We start from the raw sequence: 14,029 nt of genomic DNA on the forward strand, positions 1-14,029 counted from the left end.
TCTTATATTTATACCCGTAAAGGTATATTATGAAATCGCTTTTATAATTTTTGTACACAAATACTCATCAAGTTAAGCGATTGCATAAGACATTAAAAAAATGAATAAATACTTATGAATAATTTAAGTGATTTTGTGAAACAGAAAAGAAAATCAACCGGACTTACCCAGGAAGATTTATCCTTAAAAGCAGGAGTTGGTTTGCGATTTATTCGTGAACTAGAACAAGGCAAACCAACTTTGAGAATGGATAAAGTGAACCAGGTTTTATCATTATTCGGACATGAATTAACACCAACCAAAATAGTAAATAATGAAGAGCGGTAAAGTATTTATGCGCAATCAACTTGCAGGAATAATAACGGAAGACAGTGAAGGTTATCATTTTCAGTACGACTATGATTATCTTAATTCTAAAAATCCGGAACCAATTAGTCTTACCCTTCCAATTCAGCAAGAAATATACACTGATCTTAACTTATTTCCATTTTTTGACGGCTTAATTCCCGAAGGTTGGTTGCTGGATATTGCACAAAAAAATTGGAAATTAAATCCACGTGATCGAATGGAAATCCTTTTAAAAACCTGCCAAGATTGTATCGGTGCGGTTTCAATTCAAGAAATAGCACGAGATGAAAATTAGATGTTTATACTGTTATAAAATCATTGACGAAACTGAACGGAAAACTCCTGCAGGAAAATCAGACTATCACCCGAAATGCAGCAGAAAGTTCTTTGGAACTTTAGAACCACCTCTACTAGATCTTACAGATGACAAAATAAAAGAATTTGCTGAACAAATCATCAAAACACAGCGATCTGTAACAGGTGTACAGCCAAAACTTTCTCTTGAAATTAGTTTGGATGAAAATAATTCACGAAGGTTTACCATTGTAGGTGTTTTGGGAGACTATATTTTAAAACCTCAAACTAAACAGTTCGCAAATCTCCCAGAAAATGAAGATTTAACGATGAATTTGGCTGAAATTTCAAAGATTAAAACGGTTGAACATTCTTTGATAAAATTAAAGTCTGGTCAATTAGCCTATATCACCAAAAGAATTGACCGAAACAAAAAAGAGAAACTGCACATGGAAGATATGTGTCAGTTAACAGAACGGCTTACCGAGCAGAAATATAAAGGATCTTATGAACAAATTGCAAAAAAAATAAAGCAATATTCAGTAAATTCTGGTCTTGATATCGTTGATTTCTACGAACTGGTATTGTTCAGTTTTTTAACAGGAAACAACGATATGCACCTTAAAAATTTTTCACTTTTAAAAGTAAATAAGGAATATTCCCTTTGCCCTGCTTATGATCTTGTTTCCTCCCAATTGGCAAATGAAGATGATGATGAAGAACTCGCTTTAACGCTAAACGGAAAGAAGAAAAAAATCACGAGAAAAGATTTTGAACTTTCTATGGCCAAATCTGGAATAGAACCGAAAGTGATTGAAAATATATTTGAAAAATTTGAAAAATTGCTTCCAAAATGGTTAAAATTTATAGAGCATAGTTTTTTGCCTGATGAAGAAAAAACAAGATATACTGATCTTGTGAAAACAAAATTTGGAATTATTTATCATTAAAATTTTAATTGCCTTCAAATTGTTTAAAAAAAATAGATTTAAAACTAATAGATTTTACTCAACATACCAGATAAACCTTGACAGGTAATTGTAAAAAGTTAATTCCTAAGTATGTATTTTCTCAACTACAGAATCTTGTTAAATGATGTGTCGGAATTTCCGACATGTTGCTTCTTGAACCAGTTCGTTTTCCGAAAACACGTTTTGAATATGTTCTGTAATAGTCGTTCTTCCTTTCCTAAACAATTCCGCCATCTGCGCTTGAGTAAGCCAAACTGTATCCTTCTCAAATTGCACATTAATTTGAGTAGAGCCATCAGTGGCTTGGTAAATTTCTATTTGGCTTTCTGTTTTCATCGGTTATAATTGCACAGTAAATTTCCGAAATATTTTTAAAAATTGAAAAGTTTTAAACTTGTTTAATATAGAATTTCTACGAAAAGTGGAAACCGTTTTAGTAAAAAACTATTCGTTGTCTCATTCATCAATTTCTTTCAAAGATTCAGGAGTGTTAATTTCCCCAATGATTTCTTTTCCTTAATTCTAAAGTATTTTTATCTACTTCATCAAGCAAACTATCATCAACATTTTTTGAAGGGTCATACCAATCTAATTTTTTCTTAGCCCATTCTAACCAATTTTTATCTTCTGGATTCACTTGCTTTTTATAATCATAAAACTCTTTTAGAACCATAAACTTTTTCCACCTTTCGGCTTCATTATAAAAATTGATAAATCTTTGATATTCGTCTTCTTTTAGTTTTCTTACAATTTTTCTAATTTCTTCTTCCTCTTTTCGGCCTGCGTGGTGAATTGCAGATAAAAATCGCTCTTGTTTCTCTTTTTCAAAATTATGTAAAACACGCAAAAGTATTTTCCGTATCTTGTTTTCTATTGGTTCGGTTGCAGTATCAGTAAATTCTGCCATTCTATAGCTCTCTCCAATTCTCAACATTAATTTTCCATTTGGAAAAAATAACCTTCGCTCCCAATTGTAATTTCCTTGCACAACTATTTTGGCTGTGCTTTTTTCCGTTAAACTGATTTTCTTTTTTTCACCTTCATCATTTTCAATAATAAGTCCTTGTAAAGTACAATACACTTTAAATCCTAAAATTCTAAAATTTTTTATGAGCACATCTATAATTAGGAGAGCTCTACTAAGGTTATCTTTAGAAATTACTACATCAGGAACTTCCAAATTATAACTGGCTGCTATAACGTTTTCACGATTCCCATGAGAAGAAGGTTTTTTCTTGCTTAAATCTTGTTTTAATGCTTTAGTAATTTTGTCAGGATTGTTTAATTCATCAGGAATTACAAGAATTAAATCTGGAAATTCTGATAATGAATCTTTAAAGCTCTGTGATGATTTATCTTCAAATGGCTTTATTTCAATTATGATATTAGTCTCATCTTTTGCCGGTAATTTTATTTTTGTAACTTTTTTACCAAATCGAACTTTACTCCAATGTCCAGAAACAGGCAATGGAATATCATGCTTTATGCATATTTTCCTTAAACCATTATCTGATAGATTATACTCCTTACACAACTGCGTTAATGGAAAAGACCATACTTTTTCGTACAATTCTTGTCTGCTAATTTTGATTGAATTTTTCATTGCGCCTTAAATTAATTGTAAGTACAATAGTAAAATTAGCGAAAAATTTTAAAGCGTAAAAAATAGAAAAATAGAAAAATAACACTATTTATTTCAAAATTTTCTAAACAAAATAAGTTCGTAGCTTTTAAGACAAGCTATATCCAATTACCGCAAAAATGATTTAATTTGTTCGACTATTTCATCTTGCCAAAAACCAATTTCATCTACGGTCTTAACATGAACGATACTGCATTCTTTTAAGGATATCTCGGCTTTTACTTCTGTATTAAAATAATTTCCCCTTTTTATAAAATGTTCTTCTCCGGGATAAACGAGAGCAGTTTTTGTTGCATCGTAATATTGATGGTAAACATACATCTGTCTTAAATCTTCCGGAGAAGGATTTCTACCGTTAAGATTCTTCCATTTTGTGTCCAGTACAATAGTTTCTTGCGTTATTCTATTCTTTAAGATTAAGTCAGGGCGCATTTTTGATAAACTACCCTGTGTGGGTTTCCAAAAGTATTTTGTCACTTGAGAGGTGATCTGATGCGTTTTCATCTTTTTATGAAGAGTCATAAAGATGAATTGTTCCCAAAGGGAATTCATATCAAACATTAATGCCAAAACATTATTCTTTCCTTTTGACAAATCCGGATGGTAGTTGAGTAAAACTAATTTTGCAATTTCTAAAGCGGTTTTGTAATGAATATTTTTCCGGTCATAATTTATTTTGGAAAAAACGGTTTCAGAAATTTTTATATTCGATACCTCTGGAAAATCCAAAAGCAATGTTCCAATTTTACTTTTTAACGAATTTGTAGTATTAATTTGATTAATAAGGTTCAGCGCTTTAAATAAAATTTGATGAATTAAATGGTCTTTCTCATAGTGTGAATATTTCACATAGAAACGCTCCTGATGAGTACAGTTTTTTGAAATATGTTTAGAAAATTGCAAGGAACCTTTTAGAGATTGTAAGTTGCCATCAGTCTGACTGTATTTTTTAATGAGACCACGATGAAAAATAAGTTCTAGTTCATTGATGAAAAGTTCAAAATACAAATCCAAAATTGAATTGGATTTAAGTTTTAGAGTTGAAGATCCAGTAGATTTCACATTAAACCCCCAAACAGTTCGAATCATATCAATGAGTAAACTCCTCCACTTTTCTTCACCATTTTTGTCGGCTTTGGGAAGGATTTCAATTTTAGTTCTTCCAATTTGTAATACGCCAACATATTCATTAAACTGAACTCCATTTTTGATGAGTTTGAAAAAAGGCGAATAATTACCGTAATAATTTTCCAAAGCATCATGCAGTTTTTTTTCATCCTCATTTTTGAGGTTGAAAATTAATTTCTCATGTTCAAATCTTACGATGCTTTTTAGATCCACGGAATTTTATTTCATTAATTCTGAAAGAGCGATTTCGAAAGTATTTTTATTATCGGAATGATCGATAATTGTATAACTTTCCTTTTCGTCGTACTGGTCTTTTCCGTCATATTCAAAGTCTGCGAATATAGAGTCAATTTCAGTTTTCTGAACAAAGCCATTTCCTAAAACCAACCCGATTTTGCCATGATCACCAAAGAAATATTCTTTAAGTAGTGGAATAATATTTTTATAAAAGGAAGTGATCATTGCGTTTTCATCTTTATTGATAAAATAAGCATGTCCAATAGCGTGATCACTATCTAATAATTTTTCTATTCTAAGATTAATTCTTTTTAAAATATCTGATAATTTAAAACCGAAAATTTCATCTTGCAAATCCTCAAGATGATATAAAGGTGGCATTTCTTCAAAAACAAATCTACGTCGTAATGCAGAATCCAAAGCTTCCACACTTCGGTCGGCGGTATTCATAGTTCCGATAATATAGAGATTGGAAGGTACACCAAAGGGTTTTTTGCTATATGGCAAAATAATTTCTAGCTCTTCGGGCATCCCAATCCTTTTATCTTCTTCAATCAAAGTAATTAATTCCCCAAAAATTTGCGAAACGTTTCCACGATTGATTTCATCGATGATAAGAACACAAGGTTGATTAGACGGAATGTATTGTTTATTGGTGTGATTATTTTTCAACCAATTATTTATATAATTTAATACAGACCAATATGCTGTAGAATTCATACCTCCGATCACTTCTCGAAACTCTTTATCTATGTTTTTTACAACAGTTAAATTTTGTATTTTTTCCTGAAGTTTCTTCATTCTATTGAATGAAACTACATATTCTTTTTCTCCAAGATTATTTGTAAGTCTAAGATTTCCATTTTCGGTTAAATCTTTTACTAAAAAACCCTCCTTAGATGATAATGTATTTAGAAAAAATTTATCATTTGTTTCACTTTTTGTGATTAGACTTTCCCATGCATCTTCAAAAGTAAAACCGTAATTATCCGAAACGGTATGTTCATTCTTGCAATTTTCTGCAATTTTTTTAAAAATTCCCTCATGCACATTATAAATAACGGTACGGGAACCGTCTATTCCATCTTCAATTTCCGGTTTTATTCCTTCAATAAAATCTTCATAACTCATACTTTGATGAAAAGTAGTAAAGACTATTCTTCCGTCTACAACATAATCTTTAAATCTATTATGCAACGTAATTCTTCCCTCATTTAATTCTTCATTTGATAAATCTTCGTCTGTTTTACCTTCAATAATTGCCAATGACTTATTAATAGTGTTATAAGTTTTACCTGTTCCAGGTGGGCCGTAAAGAATTTGATTCAATGGAATACTAGGGTTTATAATAAAATCAACAAATAATTCTTCTTCATCTTCCTTTTTCTCACCCTTACTTTTTTCAATGTATTTTTGGTCAGAATATTTCACAATTCTATCATGCATTTTAGAAATCATTTTCTTTTGATCTTCTTTAGAAAATTTATCTCCAATGAAATCAGGATTATTAGATTTGAAAAGTGCAAGTTGCTCATCAATCATTGGAATTATTTTATTGATCATATTTTCAAGATCATCTTTCATTTCTTCAAAATCTGAATATTTTGGCGTAGAATAAGCACCAAAGAATTCCATTTTATTTTTATCCGAACCTACATAAACATTGTCAAAATCGTTTTTAACTTTTTCTTTTAAGCTTCTGATGAATTCTAACGCAAGTCTATTCTGCTTATCATGTGGTGTTTTAGTCTGATTAAACTGTACAAAAAACTCAATTTTTTTCTTTCGCAGATCAATTACTAAATTAATGAGATCACCTGAAGATCCTGGGTAAGCAACTGGAATAAACCAAAAAGTTGTGGAAAAGTATTTTGACTTTTCTGTTCCTATAAAGTAATTTAACTCTGCACCTTTGTTCGCTTTCTGGCGTAAAGAAAAAGTAAAATTTTGATCTCTATCATGTTTAGCTTTTAACCAATCATAAACTTTTATTTGCAAATCTTTATATAAACTCATTTTAATATTTTCTATATTAATTACCTATTCTTCTTAAAATTCTCCGCCTGCTCCAATACATTTTTATACACGTCATCTTGTGTTATTGGTGGGTAACCAAATTGATGAAGTTTTACAATGATATCCATTTTTAACTGCGCTTTGATATCGTCTCTTTCACTCCAGTCCGGATATTTTGCAGTATCATCTACAATATGTTTTATTTCACGGGCTAAGTCCAACATTTTCTCTTGGTCAAATTCAAAACCATACTGACGGCATATGGCATCCAGAATGTCATAGAAGGCTTTTTCCTCATAATCAATTCCCAGATCTTCAAATGAGGCCATCTCCTTTCGCAACTCTAAAATCAAATCTAAAATTTGTTCCGACGTATCGGTTTGAATTCCGTCATAATCTAAAATATCGCGTTCACTTCGCTCATTGTAGCGATTGATGATATTTTGTAGTCGGGCAGAAAATTCGATACCCTTCATTTTATTTACTTTTTTAAAATCCGAAATAGTCTGTTTTAATAGCCGCTCCAGAATTTTAATTTTGGCATTTGGCAAATCCAGTTGGCTGATCTTTTCTAGAAACTTATCATTAAACAAATCAATTGCGTTGGCTTTATTATCATCCAATTTGAAAATTTCTTCTACCCCTTCAGAAATAATGGCATCTTCTACCATCTTGCTAACTTTTTCATTCATCTGGGCAGTATCGGGAGCTTCGCCTTTGGTTAATTTCACGACAATGGATTTGATGGCAAAATAGAAATGGATCTCATCAATTTCCCTTTCTGTAAAATCATTTGCACCACATGCTAAATTGTAAGCACTTTTTAATTTCTTGGTTACTTCTACAAAAAACTGTTCAGACTTTTCAGTTTGCAAAACAAGTTCAGAAGCTTTGTTTAGGCATTGCAACTGCTCCACAGGATTTCCCTGGAAATATTTTGAGGAATCGAATTGATAAAAAAACTGACGAAGCAAATCCAATTGATCTTTAATCAGAATAATGGCTTTATCAATATCTTCGAAATCATCGGCTGCACTGGAATTGAACATTCCTAAGGCATGATTCAAGTTCTTTTTAATCCCGATATAATCTACCACAAGACCTTTATCTTTCCCTTCATATTTTCGATTCACCCGAGAAATAGTCTGGATAAGATTATGCGTTTGCAATGGTTTGTCAATATAAATGGTATCTAAAAACGGCACATCAAAACCTGTCAGCCACATATCAACGACAATTGCTATTTTAAAGTTGGAATGAAGCTGTTTAAACTGAAAATCTAAATCTTTTCGGCCTTCTTTATTTCCTAATAGATTCCACAAATCTTCGTCGTCATCCTTATTACGGGTCATGACCATTTTGATGCGTTCGATAGGCACCACTTCCTTTTGTTCTTTTGGAGAAAGGTGATCAGGTGTTTTCACATCATTCCAGTCGGGACGAAGTGCAATAACTTCCTTAAATAATTTGTAAGCAATTTCTCTGGAGGCGCATACAAACATTACTTTGCCGGCAACAGTAGCATTTTCAGCCAACCTATTTTCGTAATGGGTCACGAAATCCTGTGCGATGGCTTTTATACGATCTCTGTCTCCTAAAACGACTTCCATTCTGGCAATAGCTTGCTGGCTTGCTTCCACATGATATTCCGAAGCGCCTTCGGCTACTGCATTTTCATAATATTTCTCAATCTCTACCACTTTTGAATGATCGAGATTTACTTTGGCAGCGCGTCCTTCATAGACCAAACGTACGGTAATTTCATCATTTACCGATTCAAACATGGTGTACGCATCCACTACCTCTCCGAAGACGGTGAGTGTTTTATCAATGGGTGTTCCGGTAAATCCTACATAGGTTGCATTGGGTAATGAATCATGTAAATATTTGGCAAAACCGTACGATTTTGTCACTCCGTTTTCATCGATTTTTACTTTCAAGTCCAAGTTAACCTGACTGCGGTGTGCTTCATCAGAAATACAGATAATATTGGTTCTGTCCGAAAGTATTTCCAGATCCTCTTCAAATTTTTGTACTGTCGTCAGGAAAACGCCGCCACTTTCTCTTCCTCGCAGTCGGGATCTTAAATCCGCACGAGAAGTGATGTTGATGATATTTTCATCCCCAATAAAATCCTTAGCGTTAGTGAAATCTTTTGATAACTGATCATCAAGATCGGTTCGGTCTGATATAATCACAATCGTAGGACTTGAAAATAAGGTAGAACGCATGAGCAAACGAGCCAGAAATAACATGGTGTAACTTTTCCCACATCCGGTCGCGCCAAAATAAGTTCCTCCTTTTCCATCACCTTCAGGTTTGCGGTGTTTCAATATATTCTTAAAGAGTTTATTTGCTGCATAATATTGTGGATATCTGCTCAGGATTTTCAGTTCATGTTTTGAAGTATCCGGAAACAGGATAAAATGATGAATGATATCGCACAACCTTTCCTGATTCATCATTCCGTGAACAATAGAAGTTGTGGTATCAATTCCGGTTAAAGCTTTTTTCTCGTCGCCAGTAATTTTATTCCAGCCATAGAAAAACTGGTAGGAAGAGAATATTGTTCCGGCTTTGTTATTTACACCATCGCTGATGACGCAAAAAGCATTGTATTTCATCAGCTCCGGAATATCTCTTCTGTACCTTTTTGTTAATTGCTTGAAGGCATTATTGATGCTAATATCTTCTTCGATGGTGGTTTTGAATTCGAAAACAACCACCGGAATTCCGTTGATATAAACAATCAAATCTGGAATACGGAGTTCTTTGCCCTGTATTTCTAACTGATTGACAATTTTGAAAGAATTATTTTTTGCTAAAGTTTCCGGATCTAGATCCAGATACCGAATATGTAAATCTTTTTTAGATGGATCATTCCGCTTGAAAATTAAACCGTCTGCCAGTAATTTGCAAATGTATTTATTGCTCTCATATAGGTTTGAGGCAGATTGAAAAGAAAGTTCGTTGATGATTGTTTCCAGTTCAAGATCCTCTAAATCCGGATAACGGTTCAGTAGAAATTTACGCAAGTCTTCTTTAATCAATACTTCCTGATTGTTGCTACGCTGGATATTCTGACCAGAAACGTAGGTATATCTTTCTGTTTTCAGAAGGTGGATGAACGCCTGTTCGAGTTTAGATTCGGTGTATTTCATAGTTCATTAGACTTTATTAAATCGATCTTGAATGGTCTTTATCCGTTCCAGCAATTTTTTCCATGGCAGGCTCTCTCCCACAATCATATTTTCCTGCATTGTTTTGTAGTCGGCTTCCCAGTTTTTGAGTACTTCAGCAGGAGGCAAAATGCTTAATTTCCCTTTTTCGTGATTGGAATAATCGATTCCACGCAGTGGCGTAATCGTTCTTCTATGGTGAATGATTGTTTCGAAAAGTTCATGATCACGTATACCAGCTTCACCATATTCTGTGTCCATCATTTTCTCTAAATCATAAAGATGTCTTGTAAAACGATCGGTTCGGATTTTATCTTTTTGTTTTGAAAACTCTTCATGTAATAATAAAGTTTTTTCAATAAAAGTTCTGGTGGGAATCACTACTTGAACATCAAAACTTGGCTCAGAAAATGAAAGTTCAGCATATTGCTCATCAATAAATGATAGTACAGGTTTTTTTTCCATGGGTTCAGTCAAAGATCTTGCACCCATTTCCAGTAGCACCCGTTGCTGGATATAAGCATTGCTGACAGGCACCACAGAGTTATAATAAACTTCCAAAGTATTTGGATCACTTGTGTCATCAATTACTTCATTGTATTTTATCTCATACTGACTATTATCAATTCCTAAATTTGACAGCTGAAGTATAAGTTCTTCACGGAATTCATTAATAATAAATCCACCAGATGCTTTTCTTAATTGCTTAATCTTTGATTTTGAATCCAATTCCTCAAATCCCAATAAGTGCCTGTCGATAATTAAGTCTATATCTTCCGAAAAACGATCGATCAGCTTATAAACTTTACTTAACGAAGTTCCGCCTTTGAAGATAATAGAATCTGCGTATTGAGATTGGAAAACAGCTTTAAGGATGATACAAACCCACCAGTCTTTTTCAATAACAAATGCGGGCAAAGCTAAAGCGCCTCCTGCCTGTTCTAAAATCTGAATTTTTTGTTTTTCTTCGAGATTAATCCACATCTTCTGCTGATTGATAAAGGTTATTTATATTTTTCTGAATCCAAACCGGAGCGTATTTCAATTGTGACTTTATCGTTTCTTTAGTTAATTTTTTAACTGCAGGATTAATTCGATTTAGAAAATCAGCTGACACTTCTTTTTGGCCAATTTCTTTGAAAGCTTGGACAATGAGATGTAATAATTCATCTTTGATCGCAAAACTTTTTGGAGTTGTTCTTTTAAACCTAACAGTACGTTTTCCTATTTTTATTTCTCTGGGTGAGCCATCGGTTAGATATACTGCTTTTAAGGGTACCTGACTGCTTAATCCTAAAAGGAAAAGTGCTAAAACCCCAGTTGGGGCAATTAGAGATTTGTCTCTCTTGGCAATTTCTTTGGCAACCTCTTCGGTGTTAGGATAAACAGTTCCTAATAAAGAATCTATTTTAGGTTTTAAGTAGATGCCATGCGCAATTCTTTCTAAAACACCTTCTTTCTCCAAACGGGAAAGCACCTGACGAATATTTTCAGATGAACCATATTTTGAGAAATCATCAGCGAAAAATAATTCGCCGCGTGATGATTTTATGATCTTGGTTTCTATTTGACTTTTAGCGGTTTCCATTGCTTTTTAAAAATGAATCTGTCACAAATTTAGTAAATATTTGTGACAGATCTAGTATTCTATTTTAAATTCGGTGTACTTCATTCTTAACTTCTTTATGTTCTATTTTTGGCTTTTTTATAACACGTCTTCTTAACGTGTTATGATTTTCGCTTTTTTGTAACATGTTTGAAGAAGATTTTCTTTCCTGCAATTCTTTATAACCTACTTTAAGTAAGAAATCTGTTTCTGAATATTCTATACAAAATAGATAGATCACAATGTGCTTATTTATCCGTATTTTGGAAAATAAGAAGTTTTATGGTTTATTTTCTTTTTATTTAATAGATGCTTATCCGAAAAAGCAAGAATGGGCATCTTCTCTTATTACGTTTAGCAACTCTTGTAAATTAGTAGCGGTAGGAAAAGGTTCGTAAATTTCCCACTTTCCTGTACCACGCATCCAATATAGTTTGTATTCTTTTTTTGTTTTTGTATAGCGGATTTTTGCAAACTCTGTATTCATCAACTCTTCTGGATGGTCCCATTTTGGGCGAATCTCAAATAAAATAGCGGTATTATTTTCCCAGGAATAACCAATGTCGACTTGCTTACGGATTTCTGGATCCTGTGGACGCAGAGTTTCTACAAAGGTTTTTAAATACTGTTCTTGGATATTTATATCTTTTTGCTCCAATTCTATTTTTTTTAATTCAACTATTTAATAATGAAAGCATTAGAATTTAGTAAATATTTATAACAGATTTAGTATTCTATTTTGATTCGGTGCATTTCATTTAATTAACTTCTATTTAATCACTAAGGTTTACAACAAATAAAAACATGCGTTCCTGCATCAGTACAACTTGCGATCAAAGAAGAAATGAACCACAAAATTTGTATAACTTCATTACGTTCTTTAAAATCTTCACCATTTTGCAGTTTAATTAAATTATTTTCTAAATCGGATTTAGATATAAAATTTATGACCAAATATATATTTTTTTCAATATTTGGATAAGATTTAATTTTTTTGTAATAGCTAATTAAGTCTGCTGAATTCTGCCCAGTTCTAATTCTCGCTATCTGAGTATTATAACCGTGGTTATTGTAATTATCATTCCAAATATTTTCTTTTATTGAAAACTGGTTATCTGTAGGGAGGAGATTTCCTAAATTTTTTAAGGCTTGCCCAACAACATCTTGAAATGCTGAAGCCGAAAATATTTTATCACTTGATTTAGCATGAAAAAATGCAATTTCCGAATCACTAATACCGATAAAATCAGCCCATTCACGAGATAAGTCATCACATACAAAATAATCGTAATTATCTAAGAACTCATTTTCTGTAAATTCAAAAATACTGTCAGTACTGAATTCTACACTTTGTGCATTAAATACACCCTTTTCCGACGATTTAGTTTGTAATCCAGTAAATGGTAAAAAAATTTGCAGTAGAGCATCAATATTACCAAGTAATCTGCTATCTTTAAAAAGTTTTCGATTAGTATAAATAAATTCAGCATCTTCAAACGTTACTATAAAACTATTATTAGAATTTATACTTGCTAAAATTCTTTGTGTAAAATTATTTTCATATTCAATATAAATATTTGAAAGTTTTTGTGATTGTAAAGTAATTGATTTTAGATTCTTTGATACACGTAAATCATCAATGGATGAATGAGGAATCGAATAAACTCCTGCATCTTGCACAATTTCCATATATGCTTCAAACCCTTTTAAAAATCTTAACAGATTAATATTCTTCTCTTTATCTTTATACTTAATAAAACATCGGCGTATTTTGCTTGCTTCGAAATCACTGTATAATTTACTTAATGTAATAAGAATTGCATTTGGAGTTAGAGAAGAGCTGTAATCATTAAAATTGATTGGTTTAGCAAAAGAATTTAAAAAACCTTCTGTTGGTTGACAATTTTCAATTAATGTAACCATATTATTTGCCCACCTAAACAAACTAAAAATATCTTTTTTTTCTCCTAAATTATTAATTCTTGACGTTTTTAGCGCTAAACCTACTTGCTGATCTCCTTGTCTAATTCTTGCATTACTTAATGTATAAGTTTGTAAACCCAATCCTGATAAAATATCTTGCAAGTTTGTGGATTCTAACATCTTTTGCCGCATTGCATTTGGCGCAATACTAATATTATCCATTGTAAACTTCTCATAAGTTGTATTTTCATCTAAAAAAATTGATGTCAATACACTATAATCAAGTGGTTGAAAATCTTCTAAATATTCAGAAATATTTGAAATGTTACGTCGAGAGATAACGATGTATTCTTCAAAATCAACGATACACAAGAATGCTAATTTCCATTCTTCCCATTTATCAACAGGTTCATCAATAAAAGGAGCTTTTTTTTCATATTTAAAAACAATTACAGAATATTTTGCTTCCCTACCATTGTCAAATATTTCTAAAATAGGTTCTACTTTTAATAAATTTTGACTCTTTTTATCTTCTGACGCAGCTTTGAATATTTGTAAAACTTTTGCTTTTGATAAAAATCCAATATTATCTTTTTTAAAAAAATAAGCATTCTCATGCAATATCAAATTTTTTAATTTTTCGTCATTTGTCATGTGTTTATTTTTTTTAGTTTTTCGTAAAAGT

12 protein-coding genes are annotated in these 14,029 nt (G+C 32.0%); 3 read left to right on the top strand and 9 right to left on the bottom strand.

The features are described from left to right. Positions 1–114 precede the first annotated feature (114 nt). Genes PUH65_RS04625 through PUH65_RS04635 form a run of 3 tightly spaced genes read left to right on the top strand, consistent with a single transcriptional unit; the run spans position 115 to position 1,592 of the window. Positions 115–327 carry a helix-turn-helix transcriptional regulator gene (locus PUH65_RS04625; protein ID WP_076388416.1) on the top strand — a complete coding sequence of 71 codons (213 nt, stop codon included), beginning with the start codon at positions 115–117 and terminating at the stop codon, positions 325–327. Further along, positions 314–643 (top strand): HipA N-terminal domain-containing protein, encoded by a 330-nt coding sequence (locus PUH65_RS04630; protein WP_305518609.1) that lies wholly within the window; start codon positions 314–316, stop codon positions 641–643. The genes PUH65_RS04625 and PUH65_RS04630 overlap by 14 nt, the downstream gene beginning before the upstream one ends. Then, positions 633–1,592, top strand: a complete 960-nt coding sequence (locus PUH65_RS04635; RefSeq protein WP_305518610.1) for a HipA domain-containing protein — start codon at positions 633–635, stop codon at positions 1,590–1,592. Before PUH65_RS04630 ends, PUH65_RS04635 begins: the two co-directional genes overlap by 11 nt. A 138-nt stretch (positions 1,593–1,730) precedes the next feature. Here the strand turns inward: PUH65_RS04635 and PUH65_RS04640 are convergent, their stop codons facing one another. The 9 genes from PUH65_RS04640 to PUH65_RS04680 form a co-directional block, all read right to left on the bottom strand. After that, positions 1,731–1,949 (bottom strand): hypothetical protein, encoded by a 219-nt coding sequence (locus tag PUH65_RS04640; RefSeq protein ID WP_305518612.1) that lies wholly within the window; start codon positions 1,947–1,949, stop codon positions 1,731–1,733. A gap of 154 nt (positions 1,950–2,103) precedes the next feature. After that, complete coding sequence (locus tag PUH65_RS04645) at positions 2,104–3,216, bottom strand: hypothetical protein (RefSeq protein ID WP_305518613.1); 1,113 nt, start codon at positions 3,214–3,216, stop codon at positions 2,104–2,106. A 147-nt stretch (positions 3,217–3,363) separates the two neighbouring features. Then, on the bottom strand, positions 3,364–4,596 hold the full coding sequence (locus PUH65_RS04650; RefSeq protein WP_305518614.1) for an McrC family protein: 1,233 nt from the start codon (positions 4,594–4,596) through the stop codon (positions 3,364–3,366). A gap of 6 nt (positions 4,597–4,602) precedes the next feature. Beyond that, the gene (locus PUH65_RS04655) at positions 4,603–6,636 is read right to left on the bottom strand and encodes an McrB family protein (protein WP_305518615.1); all 2,034 of its coding nucleotides are present in this window, start codon (positions 6,634–6,636) and stop codon (positions 4,603–4,605) included. Positions 6,637–6,656: 20 nt separating this feature from the next. After that, positions 6,657–9,797: a type I restriction endonuclease subunit R gene (locus PUH65_RS04660; RefSeq protein ID WP_305518616.1), complete on the bottom strand. Its 3,141-nt coding sequence runs from the start codon at positions 9,795–9,797 to the stop codon at positions 6,657–6,659. A 6-nt stretch (positions 9,798–9,803) separates the two neighbouring features. After that, a complete protein-coding gene (locus PUH65_RS04665) occupies positions 9,804–10,799 on the bottom strand; it encodes a nucleotidyl transferase AbiEii/AbiGii toxin family protein (RefSeq protein WP_305518617.1) in 996 nt (331 codons plus the stop codon). Further along, entirely contained in the window at positions 10,789–11,403 is a 615-nt protein-coding gene (locus PUH65_RS04670; protein WP_305518618.1) for a DUF6088 family protein, read from the bottom strand. Before PUH65_RS04670 ends, PUH65_RS04665 begins: the two co-directional genes overlap by 11 nt. Before the next feature lie 331 nt (positions 11,404–11,734). Next, the gene (locus PUH65_RS04675; RefSeq protein WP_305518619.1) at positions 11,735–12,079 is read right to left on the bottom strand and encodes a DUF3024 domain-containing protein; all 345 of its coding nucleotides are present in this window, start codon (positions 12,077–12,079) and stop codon (positions 11,735–11,737) included. Between the two features lie 122 nt (positions 12,080–12,201). Beyond that, positions 12,202–13,998 (bottom strand): hypothetical protein, encoded by a 1,797-nt coding sequence (locus tag PUH65_RS04680; protein ID WP_305518621.1) that lies wholly within the window; start codon positions 13,996–13,998, stop codon positions 12,202–12,204. Between the last annotated feature and the right edge of the window lie 31 nt (positions 13,999–14,029).

This window comes from Kaistella sp. SH40-3 (assembly GCF_030686865.1).
GTDB lineage: Bacteria > Bacteroidota > Bacteroidia > Flavobacteriales > Weeksellaceae > Kaistella.